The organism is Pontibacillus sp. HMF3514, assembly GCF_009858175.1.
Lineage (GTDB): Bacteria > Bacillota > Bacilli > Bacillales > BH030062 > Pontibacillus.
This window is the reverse complement of the sequence record NZ_CP047393.1, coordinates 3424899-3443594: the sequence shown is the minus strand read 5'-3', so window position 1 is coordinate 3443594 and position 18696 is coordinate 3424899. Positions and strand designations below refer to the sequence as shown.

Genomic DNA, 18696 nt, shown 5'->3' with positions numbered 1-18696 from the left:
GTACAAGGCAGAATCTCTAATAAAGGAGGAGTATGCCATGAATTCTGAAGAGAAGAATCGATCGAATCAGAGGGAAGAGGAGGAATCAGGTAAGAAAAGGGAACCTTATTTTGACCCTTCTATACCTGATGAACCACTCATGTCTGATGAAGATACATCCATCAATGCACCTAATTCTAAGGAGAAGTAACTATCGCATTTCTCCCCATCAGGATGCTTGGTGGGGAGATTTTTGATAAAGTTGATTTCCTAAATACTTAGCTAATTGAAGCATGCCATAGATATTCGCTTCTTGTTCGGCGTCCGTATTATAGTTTGTATTCGTATTAACGTCGTAGGTGTACACTTGGCCGTTTTGGTCTTGAATCGCTTCTATTCCTGCTACTTCAATCGAATTGGCTTTTAAGAATTGTTCGTAGTATTCGATGATCGGATCGTGATATTCAGTTAAGATCTCAAACTTAGCGCCACCTTGTGACTCTGCTCCTGTTGGGCAATATTGGTCTTCAATGGAGCAAGCATCTGCAGGGCAAAGTTCGAAGCCTTCAGATGTATCAACCTTCACTGCGTAAAGGAACTTTCCACCAACAAATTCGTGACGGATAATATAAGGTTTTGGTGCATCAATATATTGCTGTATTAAAGTGATACCATCTACAGGTTCCTCGAAGTTCTTGCCATATACATATTTCTCAAGAGCTTGAATGGAGTGGAAGAGCTGAACTCCTTGGCCCTTACCGGCACGATTATGTTTTGTGATAAAAGGGAAGAGGTTTAGTTGCTTAGCTGCCTTTACGATTTCATCTTTCCCTAATGCAGCAATCGTTTTGGGCGTTGTAACCCCGCTTTGATTCAAGTTCATATATTGCTCCACTTTACTTAATTCTAGACTGAGAGCTCGACTACCATTAACTACAGTTCTGCCATGGCGCTCCAACCATGAAAGGACAGCCTTTGTAAATTCAGGGGCAAAACGATGATCGCGTGTATGAGATGATGCACTCATTCTGTTATAAAAGACTCCTTGAGGTGGCTCCTTGGTTAGATCAATGGATCCGTGATCAAGGTGCCAGCATTCGTAGGGAAGGTGCAACTCTTCCAAACGTTTGGTTAGGTGATCGGTCCATTCTTCATTTTCATGTAATATATAAATTTTGCTCATGTTTGTAGCTCCTTTTTATTTATTCGTCTTTCTTCAACTAGAGTCATAACCTGTTTACTGAAGCGTTCCATTTCTTCTAACTGTGGTGAACATTGAAGTAGGAGGAGGTCAACTCCAGCCTCTTCAAATTCTAAAATGCGATCTGCAATTTGATCTGGTGTACCAATGAGTTCAGGGCGTAATCCGCGGTTTGATACAGAGTAATCTAATAGCTTAACCTGTTGTTCGAGCTGGGACTTGTTAGTGAAGTCTTGATACCCAGCATAAGCACTTGATTCTTTTACCTGTGTAATTCGATTAAGCTCATCATAAGCTTCCTGTTCTGTATCACGGCATATGACATAGGCTGCCATGCCGAAAGATTGGAAAGGAGGTTTACCAGCTTCTTCACGTCTACGCTTCATATCATCAATTTTTGTTTTGACCTCCTCAACGGTGCCGCCATGCATGACATAAGCGTCACAATGATCTACAATCGTTTGTTTTCCTCGAGGGCTTTCCCCACCTGCGTAAAGCTTCGGGTTTGGTTTTTGTACCGGCTTAGGATGGAGGTGGGTGTCTTCAATTTCATAAAATTGTCCCTTATAAGAGTAGGTCTCGTTTTCCTCTGCCCATAGGCCTTTTACAATCTCTAAAAATTCATCGGTTCTGTCATATCGTTCATCATGCGCTGTAAAGGCTCCGCCATATTGTTTGGCTTCTTCTTCCCACCAGGCTGAGACGACATTTAAGGTGAAGCGGCCTCCTGAAATGTGATCAATGTTGGAAGCCATTTTTGCCGTGATCGCTGGGTTATGAAAGTTCGGGCGAACCGCTGCCATGATTTCGGTTGTCTCTGTAACGGCTGCTAGGCCTGCTGCTGTTGTCCAGGCTTCAAGGGAGTCATGTTCTGGCCCCTTAATGTCATTTAAATAAAGTTCTGCGATTAAAGTTGTATCAAACCCTAGTTGTTCTCCTTGTTGGATTACGTTTTTTGCGTATTCAAATGTGGAAGGCATCCCCTCATCCTCTACGTTACGTAACCAACCTCCAAAAATCGGTAGCCAATAACCATATCTCACATCATTCCACTCCTTTTTGTTAATATATTATTCATATGAATTTACTCGGTTTAATGGTCCTACTGATTAGCATTCTTTGCTGGATATATATAAATCCCCTCTTCCATGTCTGCCAGACAAGAAGAGGGGATTTGGTATAAGGCGATCCCACACTTCTCATCTGCCAGGGCGTTGCCTGTTGGAATTGGCACGGTATTCACATGGAACCCGTTGCCGAGGTTTCAAAGGGCCTTTCCCTCCACCTCTCTGGATAAGAAGATTGAATTTTTAGATATATTTTAAATGTAATCATACACGCCGTGGGTGAGGGGTGTCAAGTGCCAATAGGGTGCCTGACCCCCACTGCTTTACAGCATCACCGCGGTGGGGGTCAGGCACTACTTCTACAGTATAACCGCAGTGGGGGGGCAGGCACTACTTCAATTCGAACATTTTTCCGTTTTCTACTGTACAGTTTTCTCCTATAAATACTTGGAATTTACCTTTATCGCTCTTAAGTTCCATGTCGGCATGGTAATAGCGAAGTTGTTCTTCTGTAATGGTGAATTCAACAGTTTTGGACTTGCCAGGTTCTAGGTGGATTTTCTCGAATCCTTTTAATTCTCGAACTGGACGCACAACTTCTCCCACGAGGTCGCGGATATAGAGTTGAACGACTTCTTCGCCTGCAACTTCTCCCGTGTTTGTGACTTGCACAGAAGCGATAAGAGTATCAGTTTTACTAATGGTTTCAGATGACAATGTAACTTCACTATATTCAAACGTACTATAACTTAATCCATAACCAAATGGGTAGAGTGGGGTGTTCGGTGCGTCTAGATACTGAGATTGGAAACGAAAGTCAGGGTCATTCAATTCTTGTGGACGTCCTGTATTATAGTGGTTGTAATAAATCGGCACCTGTCCAACTGAGTGAGGGAAGGACATGGTCAGGCGTGCTGAAGGGTTTACCTCACCAACCAAAATATCTGCAACAGCGTTTCCGCCTTCTGTACCTGGGTACCATGCTTCAACAATCGCATCAGAATGTTCAATAACTCCGTGTAAATCAAGTGGTCGTCCGTTAAACAGTACAGTGATCACTTTTTTGCCTAAAGCACGGATTTCTTTGATTAAATCCAGTTGAACTTGTGGTAGGCGGATGTCCGTTAACGATCCTGCTTCTCCGCTCATATCCGAATGTTCCCCAAGCGCTAAAACTACGGTCTCAGCACCCTCCGCAGTTTTCAAGGCTTCATCAACCAACTCTTGTGAACCTTTTTCAATTCCACAGCCTTCTGCAATAGAGAGGTTTTCTGAGGAAACGTACTGACGTAACCCTGTTTCAACGGTTATGGTATCCTTGCTTTCGCCACCCCATGACCATGGTCCAAGTATATCTGTGCTTTTTGTGAAAGGACCGATGAGTGCTACATTTTCACTTGTGCCTAACGGAAGTGTTTTTTGATCATTTTTCAATAGCACGATTGATTTAGATGCAAGGTCTCTAGCTACCTGACGATGTTCATCTGATAAAATCACGCTTTTCTCTTCCTCTGGATTAGCAGAACGGTAAGGGTTCTCGAATAAGCCAAGCTTTTGTTTTAATTGCAAAATTCGTAAGACAGCTTCATTGAGAACCTCTTCTTTTAGCTCGCCTTCTTCAATTAAAGCTTGCAAATAATTCACATAGCAAGACGTCATCATTTCAATGTCCACGCCTGCTTCGGCTGCTTTTAGAGCGGCTTCTTTCTCATCTTCTGCAACACCATGTGGTATCAACTCTTTCACTGCACCCCAGTCAGAAATCAATACACCATCGAATTCAAATTCTTCACGAAGGACTTTTCGCATGAGGTGTTTGTTTCCTGTAGAAGGGATTCCATTTAAAATATTGAAGGCTGTCATAACCATTTCACAGCCTTCATCAAGGGCGGCTTTATATGCAGGAAGGTACTGTTCACGTAGCATCCATTCAGACATATCTACCGTATTGTAATCACGACCGCCTTCTGGAGCCCCGTATGCTGCAAAATGTTTCACACATGAAGCGACTTTATAAGGGTCGTTCTGTAAGTCTCCTTGGAAACCTCTCACAAATGAACGTGCGAATTCGCTATTTAAAAATACGTCTTCTCCGGTTGCCTCCATTACACGTCCCCATCTAGGTTCTCGGGATAGGTCAACCATAGGTGCATAGGTTACATGAACACCTGAAACAGCTGCTTCTTTTGCGGCAACTTCTGCGCTTTTTTCAGCTAAGTCTAAATCCCATGAGCCGCCTATTGCTAAGGGTACAGGGAATATGGTTTTGAAACCGTGTACAATATCGGACATAAATAATAAAGGAATTCCAAGACGGTTATCCTCTAAATGTTTTTTCTGGATATTGATCGTTTCTTGAGCGCCGGAAGCTCCTAGTACGGATCCAGCTTGTTCAATATCTTCTTCAGTAATGTTCATGTCTACCATAGGTCCTGTAATATGCCCTCGGTCTGAAGCTCCTTTAAAAAAGGGGGTAGCTAATTGAACAAGTTGTCCAACTTTCTCCTGTAAAGTCATTTTATTTAGTAATGATTCTAGTTGGTCGTTTCTCATAATTACCTCCAGCAAACTGTCTTATGGATTGAAACGTTTCGATTCGATTTAAGTAGAAGTATATAGACCCGATTTCTCATAGTCAACAATAAACATCCAGATAATATAAGGATTTTATAAAAATTTATAAAAAATTTAAAAATCTATTGAAAGCGGATACATGATATCGTAGAATAACCTCAAGTGAAACGTTTCGATTATTCATTTTACAACAAAGGAGAATCCAAATGAAAAAATTATTAGTTCTATTTTCGATGATGGCTTTATCTCTTGTATTAGTAGCTTGTTCTGGAAGCAATGATGGTGAATCGGCAGATGGTGAAAAGACGTTAAAGGTATGGGCAATGGGTGAAGAAGGTAAGAAACTTAAGGATTTTGTAAAAGATTTTGAAGAGAATAATCCGAAAATCACTGTAGATGTACAAGCTATTCCTTGGGGAAAAGCTCATGACAAATTATTAACTGCTGTTGCATCAGGAAATGGACCAGATGTGTTACAGATCGGAACAACTTGGGTTCCAGAGTTCGCTGAAGCGGGTGCATTTAAGGATTTATCTGAACACATGGATGAATATGAATCATTTGATCAAGACAATTTCTTCGAAGGATCAGTTTCGACAATGAAATATAACGATCAAGTTGTAGGGGTTCCTTGGTATGTTGATACACGCGTTATGTATTACCGCACAGACTTATTAAAAGAAGTAGGCTATGACAAGGCACCAGATACATGGTCTGAATTGCAGAAAGCTGCGAAAAAACTAGCTGAACGCGGTGAAGGACAGTATGGAATTGACATTGACCGAAATGACCAAATCAATCCATTTATTTTTGCTTGGCAGAATGGATATGAAGCTGATCTTGCCAATAAGGATTTGAATTTTGATAGTCCTGAATTTAAAGAAGCGATGAAGTATTATGTGAGTTATTTTGAAAAAGGACTTAGTCAAAAAGAAAAAGGCGGGGACATTATCCAAGGTTTCAAGACTGGGAAAAAGCCAATCTTCTTTAGTGGTCCATGGATGATTGACATTATTCAAGATAAGGCACCAAGTATTGATGGTAAATGGGCAACAGCTGTAATGCCTAAGAAAGAATCTAGAACGTCAAGCATGGGTGGTTCAAACCTTGCTGTATTCCATAACACTGATAAAGTGGATGCTTCACTGAAGTTTATTTCTCATATGACACAAGTAGATACACAATTAGATTGGTTAGAAACGTCTAATACATTACCTTCTCGTACAGAAGCATGGGAAGACGCTGCATTAAAAGACGATCCAATGTATGAAACATTTGGAAAGCAACTTGAACAAACAAAAGCTGGTATTCAAACCGAACAATTTGAACGTATTGCACAAGAACTATTAGCAACATTAGAAAAAGTGGTTGTAGGAGATGCGGATTTAGAAAAAGAACTAGAGAAATTCAATAAGACCGCGCAAGAATTAATTACAGAAGATTAAAATGATTCGCAGGTGAGATCAATAGATTTCACCTGCCTTTCATCTACATCAAGATGGAATTAGGTGGTGTAAGACAATGAACCGTTTATCTGGCAAACCCATTAATAAATTTCCTTATCTATTCATTGCACCAGCCGTAATTTTATTGGTTATCTTTTTCATCATTCCGATTATTATTGCTTTTGGCGTTAGCTTTACGGATATGGATTTAAAAGGGTTAGCTAATTTTTCTAATGTAAGTTTTGTTGGTTTGGAGAATTATACTGATTTGTTCTCAGATGAAAAGTTTCTAAAATCGATCTACAATACAGCGTTTTATGTTGTGATTGGGGTACCGTTAGTTATTATATCTTCTCTGTCTGTTGCTCTTATGCTTAACTATGGAAGTAATTGGCTCTTCAGGACCTTTCGAGGGGTTTATTACATGCCATCAATCACAAATATTGTTGCAATTGCTGTGATTTGGGGATATTTATACAACACGGACTATGGATTGCTTAACTATATTCTTTCATTGATTAGTATCGATAAGATTCCTTGGTTGCAGGAACCGACAATTGCTAAAATTTCATTAATTATTTTGGCTGTTTGGAAAGGGATCGGAATTAATATGATCATCTTTTTAGCTGCATTGCAAGGTATTCCGAAAAGCTATTATGAAGCAGCTGAAATGGATGGGGCAAATCGAATTCAAATTTTATTTAATGTCACACTACCTCTGTTGCGATATGCGACATTCTTTGTAACGGTTACAACCTTAATTGGATGGATGCAATTTTTCGAGGAACCTTTTGTCATGACAGACGGTGGTCCACTAAATGGGACATTATCTGTTGCGTTATTTATATATAAGGAAGGTTTCCAGTTCAGTGAATTTGGATATGCTGCAGCTGCATCGTTTGTATTATTTATCATGATCATCATTGTAACATTGGTTCAATTTAAGTTTAGTAAATCGGAAGCAGATTATTAATGGAATGACTGAAGAGAGGTGTGACAACCATGGCAAGTCGAGACAACAAAAATCGCATCGAGAAAACCATTGTAACCATATTATTGGTATTGGGTGGATTTCTCGTATCGATTCCTTTTTTATGGATGATCTTGAGTGCGTTTAAACCCGAAAGTGAAGTGTTAGCGTTTCCACCTACCATATTCCCGGAAAATCCTACAATTGAAAACTTTGTTCATTTATTTACTAAGCTAGATTTTGGTATTTACTTTATGAATACGGTTATCATCGTTTTTGCATCCTTTGTTGGGTTATTATTTAATGCTATGGCTGGTTATGGGTTTGCTAAGTATTCCTTTAAAGGAAGAGATAAATTGTTCTTTTTAGTGCTTGCAACCATGATGATCCCAGGACAGGTAACAATGATTCCTGTTTATCTTCTATTAAATGAAGTAGGATTAACGAATACTATGGTTGGGATTATTCTTCCTGGTCTTGCTGTAGCGTTTAGTATTTTCTTATTTAGACAGTTTATGACGACTGTACCAGATGATTTGATAGAAGCAGCTCGGTTAGATGGGGCAGGAGAGTTTTATATCTTCTTCCGGTTAATTATACCTGTAGCAAAACCGATATTTGCTGTACAAGGGATTTTAACGTTTATTGCCGGTTGGAACAGCTTTATCTGGCCATTAATCATCGCGAGTGATGATAGCTTATACACACTATCAGTAGGACTTTCCTTGTTACAAGGACAATACGCAAGTAACTTTGCACTCCAAATGGCAGGGGCAGCATTTATGGTGATCCCGATCATAATTATCTTCTCCTTCTTCCAAAAATACATTGTAGAAGGATTTACAATGTCGGGTATCAAATAGATGTAGTAGGAAGGGTGCCTGACCCCCACCACGCTATCGCGTTAAAGTGGTGGGGGTCAGGCACCTTTGAATCGGAGGTTATATAAATGGCGACGATTAAAGATGTAGCCAAGCGAGCGGGTGTAGCTGTCTCAACAGCTTCCTATGCTTTGAATGGTGTGAAGAAGGTAAGCGATGCTACGTTACAAAAAGTATTACAAGCTGCCGAAGAATTACATTATCAGAAGAATGGATTCGCATCAGATTTAAAGAGAACCAAAACGAATACGATTGCTTTAATATTACATGATTTATCTGGACCGTTCTATTCTGAGTTAATTAGAGGGATCCAAGAGGTGACGACAGCTAATGGATACGATCTAATTGCTTGTAGTGCGATAGGTGGAGATGATTCCACGGCTACAAAGTTTTTAAAAGAGAAAAGAGTAGATGGCGCAATTGTTCTGGCTCACAATGTAAGTGATGATATTATTCAATCATCTGCCAATGCTGATTTTCCTGTTGTCGTTTTGGATCGTCATCTAGATAATCCGCATATTCTCCATGTAGAAGTAGACAATTATCAAGGTGGGAGGATAGCGACAGAGCATTTGATTGAGAAAGGGCACAAATCGATTGCGTTTATTAGTGGTCCCAAAAACTCGCATGATAGTGATATGCGTTATAAAGGGTATCGAGATGCATTAGAGAAGCATAATCTTACCTTCCAATCTCGTTTTAAGTTCACGGGGGATTTTCAGAGAGAAAGCGGATATCGCTCAACAAAGATGTTAATCGCTCAACAAAACTTACCAGACGCTATCTTTTATGCCAATGATGAAATGGCGATCGGTGGATTGAAAGCCTTTGCTGATAATGGGATACGTGTGCCAGAGGACATTTCGATTATTGGTTTTGATGATATACAAATTTCCGAGTATTTAAATCCACCATTAACCACCATTCGTCAGCCAAAATACGAAGTAGGCGCTTTGTCAGCTCATATGATTTTTCAACTGTTCACTGGAGAAGACGTTGAGAAGCATTATAGTTTGGTTACGGAGTTAGTGGAGCGAGAATCTGTGAAGTAGGAAGTGCCTGACCCCCACCGCGGTGATGTGATAAAGCAGTGGGGGTCAGGCACTTTTATATTATAGGGAGAAATCTGATGCTATGTTTCGAATTTATCCTCAGTGTATTTAAATTATATGGAGTTGATAGAGCTTAAATTTAAATTTCATATATTCGCATAATCCTCTTTCTTGTATTAATCTTTATTCAATCTATAAGAGGAGGTATGTTGATGAATGGCTAGGAATCCAAGGATTTGGTATCCTGGAGCAATGTTTCATATCACAGCTCGGGGGAATCGTGGGAGTAGTTTGTTTAATGATGAAGCAGATTATAATCAATATTTAGATCTGGTGAAACTATGTCAATCAGAGTATCCCTTTAAGCTTCACGCTTATTGCTTAATGACGAATCATATTCATTTGTTAATTGAAGTAGATAATCATACAAGTGGAGAGATTATGAAGTTTATTCAATTTAAGTACGCAAAGTATTATAACAAGCGGTATGAAGTCACAGGTCATCTATTTCAAGGACGTTACTACGCCAGTGTGATTAAATCTATTGATTATCTGCTAGAGGTGAGTAAATATATACATTTAAACCCTGTAAAGGCTGGGATTGTTTTATCACCTGAGTCTTACAGATGGAGTAGCTATAATATCTATATGATGAGTGATAAAAATGACGGTTTTGTAGATACTGGTAAAGTACTGAAACATTTTATAACTCCTAAGCAAAAACAGTACAAAGAATATGTAAATGAATAAGTGCCTGACCCCCACTGCTTTACTGTATTAACGCGGTGGGGGTCAGGCACTTTTACAGGCACTTTTACATAGGCTCAATCATCAAAGTAGGGTGATCTGCTAAATCAATATCGCGTCCCTTGGATAAAACGCGCACAACGGGTCTTTGTAAGTGTTGTTGTACACGGGTAACGATCCCGTCTTCTTTTGATGCAATTATAACTTTTGTTCCTGGAGGGTATGTAGGAACGGCTTGACTAAAAGCTTGAACGACTCCAAAGCTGTACGTCACATCTGAAGTAGCCATAATGGCCTCCATGGCTTGATGCGGTAACAATTGTTCTTTTGAGATGTGATTTTCATAGTTGTTTGCAACACCAGCTATTTGACCTACCTCTAATACTTCAGTTAGTTGTCGTGGAGCGCCTTTTCCATCAATCGTTTCATGGTGTTGATATGCAATATGCGCTGACATTAGGCTGATTTGTCGGTTGCTTCTCAAATGGTTAAACCCTTCTTCTTGGTGATTACTGTATTCGTCTGTAATGGCTTTACCGATATCATGTAAGAGGGTACCTAGGGCAAGTTCTTTCATCTGAATGTTGTTATAACCCATTTTTTTCGCTGTTAGTAATGATAGGATCGTGACGTTTACAGCATGCGCGTAAGGTTGAAGCTCTTGGTCAATAGCACCAGATGGAATGGTTACCAGCGTCGGTCTTTTCTTTACTTCTTCAATTAATTGGTCGGCTACCTTTTGAATAGGGAGAATATTAGGTGCATCTTCATTCTGAGCTTGTTCAAAATACTCTTTTATCGTTTGAATACAATCTGTCCATTTAGGCATATCTAGCATATCCTCAATATCAATTCCCTTAGATATTTCATCTTCAATAAAAAGATAGCTAACCCCCATATTTTTCACACGATCTAAAACTCTAGGGTTAATACTTTTCCCTGCAGCGATTAAAATTCGCTTTTTAGAATCATAAACAGGTTTAGCTAGTACCATATTCTCATAGTTATATTCAGAAACATTTATAAGTCTCACTATCTTCCCTCTCTCTTACCAGAAATTCAAATAGTCTTTTTCAACTATCTAAGTGTATCGGAATGATTTAATATTTTTAAATCAAAATAATATGATTTTTTCCTAGTAAGTGTAAGAGCTCTGTGAAAGTGGGGAAGAAACTAGTACTTTTATACCTGATTGTTCTGAAATTCTTTAAATTGTTTAGCTACATTGATTCCTTCTGTCATTCCAGCTCTGTGTGATTGGCCGTGCATTTGATTTAATACGTGCATAATGTGGTGTTTATTATTTTCTGTGATCTCGATGTTATGTTCCTGTTCAATAATTTCTACAATTTTATTCAATGTTTCCTGTCTAACGTCAGATATACTCATAAAAACCTCTCAAATTGGAAAGTTAAAAATTTGTAAATCTAGTTTATCATATACATCAATTTTGAATAGGGTTTAATACTGACATGTGAATCTTTTGAGTAAAATCACCCTTTAAAGATGCATTTCCTCCGCTACAAGTGCCTGACCCCCACTGCTTTAAAGCGATGGGGGTCAGGCACTTGTAGCTGAACTTGCCGAAAACCGGGAGTTACAGGCATTCACCTAAATCTATGAGTCTTTTGGTTTAGCGAAAGAATATAAAACCATACAATTTGGATAAAAAAGTATCATTTATGATTCATAAGTTCTCTTTTTTAGTCTCAAAGATAAAAGGACAAAATTCGACAAAAACACCTATTTACTTATGGTAATATGAGCTCATTCGATTATTTTTTGAATAATATATATAGGAGGATGATCTTATTCGACATTTGAAAGTAGTTACTATTTTCGCTTTATTTTCTTTCGTTTTTACTATCAATCCAAACCTTTCATTTGCACAGTTATCACAACAATCTAATGTGCCGGTGAACAAGATGTGGACGGTTCATTTCAATACAGATATGAACCAAGAGTCTGTAGATGAAGACTCTGTCTACATCTTAAATGAGGATGACCAAAAGTTAGAGGATATTACCTTAAAATGGGTGAACGACTCCACTTTGAAGGTGGTTAATGAATCAGCTTATGCTTACAATCATGATTACGACTTATACATAAAAGATAGTGTAAGATCAGCACGAAACAAAGAAATTAAAGAGGAAGTACACTTCTCATTTACCACTCAAGAAAAACCTGAAACGTTAAGCACGCAAGATATCATAAAAAACAATGACCCGAAAGTCGTTATGGTAGAAACCGAATACGCACAAGGAAGTGGCGTCATTGTAGGGGAAGGTCTTATTCTTACCAATGAACATGTAATCGCTGGTATGAAATCCGGAAAGGTTACGCTAAACAATGGAGACACTTACGCCGTTGAGGGTATTGTCAAAGCTAAAAAAGATGCGGATTTAGCTTTAATTAAAACAGAACAGCCTATGGATGTTGAACCTGTTCAAATAGGTGATCCTGACCTTCTAACAAAAGGGGATGACATTGTTACAATCGGTAACCCAATGTCCTTACAAAATACAGCTTCAACTGGAATGGTTAGTGGGTTCTATAATGAAGGTGTAGAATTAATTCAAATTACAGCCCCTATCACGCAAGGGAGTTCCGGTGGAGGATTATTCAATGAATATGGTGAGTTAGTAGGAATCACATCCTTTGTATTAGGAGATTCAGGGAACTTAAACTTTGCTGTTTCAACAGATGAACTGCAAGATTGGACTCATCTCTTTAATGACGACATCGACAATTTAGAAACTAAAACTACGAAGCATCCTGACAATGTCGAGATAAACTTCTTACCTTATGGAGGTGTAATCGTCAATTGGGATGAAGTGAGTGATGCGGATTTCTATAATGTTTACTTTAGTTATTCTGAAAATGGACAATATAGTCTATTACAATCTCTTGAGGGTGAAACGCGTTATACAGATTCTATGTATTTAGATATTGATGTTGAAGCTGGCGAAACCTATTATTATAGCGTTGTTGCTGTGAAAGATGATGTTGAATCTAAATTAAGTGAATCAGCCAAAGTGGTTATACCTGAAGAGTCAGATTCGGGTATGCAACAAGCATTACTAGGTATGACAAAGAAAGAAGTTAAAACAATTCAAGAAGGAACTCTCTTAGAAGAGGGAGAGAATAAACTTACGTATCAAGGGGTAAACCCTTATAACTTTGAATACAAGAGAGATTATATTTTCTCTGACAATAAGCTTATTGAAATGGAAGAAATCATTCTACTTCCTGAGCAAGATTCTCAAGAAGTACTTTCTGCAATGAAAGATCAGTTTGTTCTTCTAGCGAACTATTTATATGGTGAGCCTGTAGAACAAGATAATGATTGGGATGATGATGCAACCGGAAGTTTTGTAGGAGCAAAATGGAGTCGTGACTCTGAACAGATGAAAGGATCCTTTACATTTGATATAGGATTTGAAGAGGATAATGAAATAGCGATTATAAAGACGCTTGATGAAGGTGCGTTAACAGACAATGCAGGACCAGAGCTAGAGTATGCTGAAACAAGCTCTGCTAAAACGTTAGATCTTTATTTTAATGAAAGTATTACGTTCGCAGACCCTTCAATAGTATTGGAGTCAATTACAGCAACGAATTTAAATGTTGAGGGTGCAACAGTTGAGATTAAGGATTCAAAGATAACTGTAACATTAGGAGAAGGTCATTCGTTTGATGATAATTACCAAGCAAACGATCTTTCCATTCAGTCAGGTGCTATCGCAGACCTTTCTGGAAATAGTTTTGAAGTATCAGGTGCAACGATTGTAGATGGATGGGTAGCCCAAGTTCAAAATGTAACTTATATTGATAACAAAGAAGGTGGAGGCGCGACACCAAATGACATTGGAGTTGAATTCGATGACATTGGTGAAGGGGATGAGTCTCAATCACCTTACGACATTACTGGATATTATGTAGTCGTGTTTGAAGATGGTGTTACTCGTGACCAAGCTGCTTCTATGATTATGGATGCAATACAAGAGAAAGATCCACAATTAACAAATCCAGGTGGTGCGTTGAAGGCGATTTTGTATGAAAATAAATCTGCTGGATATGCAAAAGCATCTAGCGGTCATGATGGAAGTCCAAAAGGGATTTGGTCAGAACAAGTAACCTTCAGTGGTTCAGAAATAGGACCAGGAAACTATGAACTTTACGTCATTCCAATTGACCATAATTTAAACTTCTCTATATCAGAACCAGCATCAGTGGTTGTTGGTGATTAATCAAAAGAGCTGTCCTCTCATTAGAGTGGGACAGCTTTTCTTTTATATCTTTTTAATATAGATAAGCAACAATATTCATATTTCAGAAACCAACCAACAAATGGTACATTTAAATTATGTAAATATTCAGACAAAAGGTTGATCCTCGAATATTTGAGGGAGAAAACTAATAAGATTGAAGAAACGAAAGGGGAGATCGTATGGACGGACGTACGTTTCGTAATGCAATGGGGAAGTTCGCAACAGGAGTAACCGTCGTTACAACAAAAAGTGGTGATGATGTACATGGAATGACAGCGAATGCTTTCATGTCAGTTTCTATGGATCCTCAACTTATTTGTGTTTCGGTAGGACACAATGCAACCATGCATAACAAAATTAAGGAATCAGGAAAGTTTGCCGTAAGCATTTTATCTGATGCACAACAAGATATGTCCAATTATTTTGCTGGTCAGGTTAAAGAGAAAAAAGATATCCCGTTTGAATGGATTCATGAATATCCAGTTATATCAGACTCATTAGTCAATATCATGTGTACTGTGTATGATGCACACCCTGCAGGAGACCACACGCTGTACATAGGTGAGGTGCAAGATATTGCCGTAAAAGATGAAGGAGAGCCTCTTACGTTCTTTGGTGGTCAATATTGCCGTTTGAATCGAGAAATCGAAGTTGAATAAATCCCTACAAAATTTTAAGGAAAGGAGTGAGTTTTCTCTCACTTAAAAATGTAAGCGATTTCATTAATGTCAGCTAGGCCAAGTCATAAGATCACTTTTGAGGAGGAGATGGAGATGTTAGGAATGGAAAGTGCATCCATTGCTATTGTGTGGCTCTTAACGGTTTTATCGGCGGTTGGTTGTGTGGTTTATGGCGCTGTAATGTGGAATAAAGGAGGTCATGAAGAATGAATATGGCCGTACTGATTCCACTGTGTATCGTGTACATCGGTATTATGAGTGGACTAGCATACTATGGATATAAAAAGACGACAACGAAATCGGATTACTTAGTCGGGGGACGTAACATTAACCCTGTCATTATGGCTCTATCCTATGGAGCTACCTTCATTAGTACATCAGCTCTTGTTGGGTTTGGTGGTGCAGGTTCCATTTTCGGAATGGGTCTCTTATGGTTAGCATTCTTAAATATTGCTCTTGGTATTTTTGTTGCATTTGCTGTATTTGGAACTCGTATAAGAAAACTTTCTTTAAAACTAGATGTTTCGACGTTTCCCACTTTGCTTGGGAAGCGGTTTGACTCGAAGTTTATTACGGTGTTTGCTGGAGCTATGATTTTTATTTTTATGCCTGCTTATACGAGTATTGTATTAATAGGTGGAGGACGTTTCCTACAGGAGTCTCTATCGATTAACTTCAACGTGGCGCTGTTTGTCCTTGCTGCAATCGTAGCTTTGTACGTAATCAGTGGTGGAATCAAAGCGGTTATGTACACGGATGCATTTGGAGCAGTCATCATGCTCATTGGTATGATGGTCTTCCTCGTTGTAACGTATAATGCTGTTGGTGGTATTGTTGATGGTCACGCAGCTTTATCTGCAATGAAAAACATGGTGCCTGATTCGCTCGTTGGAGGTGGACACCAAGGCTGGACCAGTATGCCTGTGCTTGGTTCACCACTATGGTGGACGCTCGTGAGTACGATCATTATGGGGGTTGGAATCGGGGTGCTAGCGCAACCGCAGTTAGCAATGCGTTGTATGACGGTAAAAGATGACCGAGCATTGTATCGCTCCGTACTGATTGGTGGTATCTTCATCTTCTTCATGACAGGTGCAGCTTTCATGATTGGTCCATTGAGCAATGTGTACTTTATGGAAACCTCTAATCAGATTGCTATCGCTGCAGCAGGAGGAAACTCTGATTTAGTTATTCCAAAGTTTATTAATGCCATTATGCCAGGTTGGTTTATTTACTTATTTACCCTAACGTTATTGTCTGCTGCAATCTCGACGATCAGTTCATTGATTCACCTCCAAGCTTCAGCGTTTGGAGAAGATATTATGAGAACGCTAGGTTTTGGTGGTAACAGTCAAGCGATGACTCGTATTGGAGTTCTAGTAGGCGTAGCGGCAGCGATCATTTTAGCTTACTTTATGCCAGGTGGCGTCATTGCTCGTGCAACTGCATTTTGGTTTGGTATCTGTGCTGCAGGATTCTTGCCAACACTTATGGGAGCACTGTTCTGGAAAGGCGCTACAAAAGCCGCGGCAATCGCGAGTATGGCGACAGGTTTTGGTGTAAGTATTTTTGGATTCCTGTTCATGCATGTTAGTGAATCCAGTGTGTTTCGCTTATCTCAAGCTATATTTGGAAAAGATGCGTTGTTTGCATTCCCATGGACGCATATTGACCCGTTATTCTACGCGCTGCCACTTTCAACTATTGTTTTTGTAGCAGTAAGTGTACTGGATAAAAGTAAGAGTGTAAGTAGCGAAATTGAACAAGAAGCCATTGCAAAATAAATTCGGATCTCACTCCTCTTTGAGAGAGTGAGATTTTTTTTATGCGTTTATGTCGAAATTAGTAAAGATTTCTGATTTTATGACGATATTAACCGTAATATTCAGAAAATTAAAGAAGGGGGCGAGTGTGTCCAAAAGTTTTTGCTAAGATTCAAATGGAGATCTACAGGGGGAATTTGAAATGAAATTATTTAAATCCATTCGCACGAAAATGATGGTGGCCATGACCGTTCTTTTGCTATTACCTATATCCATTCTAGGATTCATTTTTTATAATAATACCAGTATTTTAGGTCAAGCCATTATTCCAAAAGATGTATTAGAGGAGAATAGCGATAAGGTTGAAGAGGTTTTTCAGGAACATGAAAAGATGCTCTCTTCTATTGGAGAAAGCTCAGAGATCGACTATAAGAACTATGATTTTCCTAATGAAGTTGAAAATAGTATTTCGAACATGCCAAGTGTTAACGATCCTCAGAAAACAGAGTTCTATGAGGATCATCTGAATAACCTTGCCGGTGAAAGTGATTACATTATTAATCTTTACTTAGCTACTGCTGAAAAAGGGGAATTCTACTTATCAAACATTCCGCCTGAAGAGGTCAACTTAAATAAGTTCGATCCTCGTCAGCGTGAATGGTACACCCAAGCTATGGAAGCTGATGGTAAGGTGATTTATACGGAACCATATCGTGATACAGGTACTGGTAAATCAACGATCACACTAGCTAAAACCGTAACAAAAGATGGAGAAGTTATTGGTGTCTTAGGAATGGACTTCAGCATGTATAAGCTTGCTGGACTTATCCGAGATGGTGTTAAAACAAATACGTTAATTATTGCAGGAGTAGCGTTACTAGTCGCATTAAGCTTTGTTTTCTTCTATATCTCTCGAATTAGCAAAAATCTTAATAAGGTTAATGAAGGAATGGCTAATGTTGCAAATGGAGACCTATCAATGGATACGCTCCAGGTTAAAAGTAACGATGAGATTGGTAGACTTGCAGGAAGCTATAATGCCATGGTCATCAGCCTAAAAGAGCTTGTTTCAAATGTTTTAGAAACATCAGAGCAAGTGGCTGCATCTTCTGAACAGTTAAGTGCAAATGCAGCTGAAACCTCTACAGCATCTGAACAAATTGCAAGCTCTATACAAAATGTTTCTAGTGGTGCTGAGGATCAAAACAGTAAAGTAGAAGAGTCATCAGAATTGGTTCGTACAATATATGATGATGTTGGAAAAATTCATCGTGTAGTGGACCGAGTTCATGAATCTTCAATGGAAACGGCCAATCAAGCGAGTGATGGAAAAGAGAATATCCAGCAGGCGATTGAGCAAATGAGCATTATTAGTGAGAATGCAGAAAGTACAGGTAAGGTTATTGGTTCACTGAATGAAAAATCCAATGAGATTGGTTCGATTGTTTCATTAATTACGGATATTGCAGAACAGACAAATCTACTAGCTTTGAATGCTGCTATAGAAGCGGCTAGAGCAGGGGAGCACGGTAAAGGCTTTGCTGTAGTAGCTGATGAGGTGAGGAAACTTGCCGAGCAATCGAATAATTCAGCTCAAGAAATCAGCGGATTAATTAAAGATATTCAGGTAAGTACGGAGGATGCTGTGAATTCCATGGGTGAAGGTGAACAAGCTGTAAAAGATGGGATGGATGTTGTAAACCACGCAGGCCAAACTTTTGAAAAGATCCATCAATCTATTACAGATATTGCTAATCAAATGAGTGAAGTGAGTAACTCAGTAGAAACGATCAATAGTGGAACTGAGAATCTAACCAATGCCATGGATACCATTACAAGCATTACACAAGAAGCGTCAGGAGCTACGCAGGAAGTTGCGAGTGCGGCAGAGGAACAAAATGCTTCAATGGAAGAAGTTTCGGGAGCTACGCAGCAGTTGGCTGAGCAGGCCCAGGAGCTGCAGGGCATGGCTAGTAAGTTTAAAATGTAAGGATTGTTATGAAGGAGCTGCTGTTATCAGTGATTCTTTCTCTGCTATATGAAATGAAAAACCCTCTCCGTAAGTA

General features: G+C 39.1%; 16 protein-coding genes and 1 riboswitch. Of the genes, 11 read left to right on the top strand and 5 right to left on the bottom strand.

Annotated features, from left to right (window positions below; translation table 11 throughout):
• Positions 1-37: 37 nt before the first annotated feature.
• Entirely contained in the window at positions 38-190 is a 153-nt protein-coding gene (locus tag GS400_RS17495; RefSeq protein WP_160103957.1) for a hypothetical protein, read from the top strand.
• Between the two features lie 18 nt (positions 191-208).
• Here GS400_RS17495 and GS400_RS17490 read toward each other — a convergent pair whose 3' ends face one another.
• The 3 genes from GS400_RS17490 to GS400_RS17480 all read right to left on the bottom strand — a co-directional run bounded on the left by GS400_RS17490 (position 209) and on the right by GS400_RS17480 (position 4800).
• Positions 209-1162 (bottom strand): ATP-grasp domain-containing protein, encoded by a 954-nt coding sequence (locus GS400_RS17490; protein WP_160103955.1) that lies wholly within the window; start codon positions 1160-1162, stop codon positions 209-211.
• Complete coding sequence (locus GS400_RS17485; RefSeq protein ID WP_160103953.1) at positions 1159-2223, bottom strand: LLM class flavin-dependent oxidoreductase; 1065 nt, start codon at positions 2221-2223, stop codon at positions 1159-1161. Before GS400_RS17485 ends, GS400_RS17490 begins: the two co-directional genes overlap by 4 nt.
• A gap of 153 nt (positions 2224-2376) precedes the next feature.
• Positions 2377-2480: riboswitch (SAM riboswitch) on the bottom strand.
• Positions 2481-2637: 157 nt separating this feature from the next.
• Positions 2638-4800: a glycoside hydrolase family 3 N-terminal domain-containing protein gene (locus tag GS400_RS17480; protein WP_160103951.1), complete on the bottom strand. Its 2163-nt coding sequence runs from the start codon at positions 4798-4800 to the stop codon at positions 2638-2640.
• Between the two features lie 227 nt (positions 4801-5027).
• On the opposite strand from GS400_RS17480, the gene GS400_RS17475 reads away from it, so the two are divergent.
• The 5 genes from GS400_RS17475 (at position 5028) to GS400_RS17455 (ending at position 9919) form a co-directional block, all read left to right on the top strand.
• Complete coding sequence (locus GS400_RS17475) at positions 5028-6266, top strand: sugar ABC transporter substrate-binding protein (protein WP_160103949.1); 1239 nt, start codon at positions 5028-5030, stop codon at positions 6264-6266.
• 76 nt (positions 6267-6342) lie between these two features.
• Positions 6343-7239, top strand: a complete 897-nt coding sequence (locus tag GS400_RS17470) for a carbohydrate ABC transporter permease (protein ID WP_160103948.1) — start codon at positions 6343-6345, stop codon at positions 7237-7239.
• A 29-nt stretch (positions 7240-7268) separates the two neighbouring features.
• On the top strand, positions 7269-8099 hold the full coding sequence (locus tag GS400_RS17465) for a carbohydrate ABC transporter permease (protein WP_160103946.1): 831 nt from the start codon (positions 7269-7271) through the stop codon (positions 8097-8099).
• 86 nt (positions 8100-8185) lie between these two features.
• Entirely contained in the window at positions 8186-9169 is a 984-nt protein-coding gene (locus tag GS400_RS17460) for a LacI family DNA-binding transcriptional regulator (protein WP_160103944.1), read from the top strand.
• A gap of 216 nt (positions 9170-9385) precedes the next feature.
• On the top strand, positions 9386-9919 hold the full coding sequence (locus tag GS400_RS17455) for an REP-associated tyrosine transposase (protein ID WP_160103942.1): 534 nt from the start codon (positions 9386-9388) through the stop codon (positions 9917-9919).
• 64 nt (positions 9920-9983) lie between these two features.
• Here the strand turns inward: GS400_RS17455 and GS400_RS17450 are convergent, their stop codons facing one another.
• Together GS400_RS17450 and GS400_RS17445 are read right to left on the bottom strand one after the other, a co-directional pair.
• The gene (locus GS400_RS17450; protein WP_160103940.1) at positions 9984-10949 is read right to left on the bottom strand and encodes an HD-GYP domain-containing protein; all 966 of its coding nucleotides are present in this window, start codon (positions 10947-10949) and stop codon (positions 9984-9986) included.
• A gap of 149 nt (positions 10950-11098) precedes the next feature.
• Positions 11099-11305 carry a hypothetical protein gene (locus GS400_RS17445; RefSeq protein ID WP_160103938.1) on the bottom strand — a complete coding sequence of 69 codons (207 nt, stop codon included), beginning with the start codon at positions 11303-11305 and terminating at the stop codon, positions 11099-11101.
• A 521-nt stretch (positions 11306-11826) separates the two neighbouring features.
• On the opposite strand from GS400_RS17445, the gene GS400_RS17440 reads away from it, so the two are divergent.
• From GS400_RS17440 to GS400_RS17425, 5 genes are all read left to right on the top strand, one after another.
• Positions 11827-14166 (top strand): S1C family serine protease, encoded by a 2340-nt coding sequence (locus GS400_RS17440; protein WP_255454192.1) that lies wholly within the window; start codon positions 11827-11829, stop codon positions 14164-14166.
• Between the two features lie 200 nt (positions 14167-14366).
• The gene (locus GS400_RS17435) at positions 14367-14846 is read left to right on the top strand and encodes a flavin reductase family protein (RefSeq protein WP_160103934.1); all 480 of its coding nucleotides are present in this window, start codon (positions 14367-14369) and stop codon (positions 14844-14846) included.
• A 114-nt stretch (positions 14847-14960) separates the two neighbouring features.
• Complete coding sequence (locus GS400_RS20510; protein ID WP_370519712.1) at positions 14961-15077, top strand: symporter small accessory protein; 117 nt, start codon at positions 14961-14963, stop codon at positions 15075-15077.
• Positions 15074-16651 carry a sodium:solute symporter family protein gene (locus GS400_RS17430; RefSeq protein WP_160103932.1) on the top strand — a complete coding sequence of 526 codons (1578 nt, stop codon included), beginning with the start codon at positions 15074-15076 and terminating at the stop codon, positions 16649-16651. Before GS400_RS20510 ends, GS400_RS17430 begins: the two co-directional genes overlap by 4 nt.
• A 181-nt stretch (positions 16652-16832) precedes the next feature.
• On the top strand, positions 16833-18620 hold the full coding sequence (locus tag GS400_RS17425) for a methyl-accepting chemotaxis protein (protein ID WP_160103930.1): 1788 nt from the start codon (positions 16833-16835) through the stop codon (positions 18618-18620).
• Positions 18621-18696 lie beyond the last annotated feature (76 nt).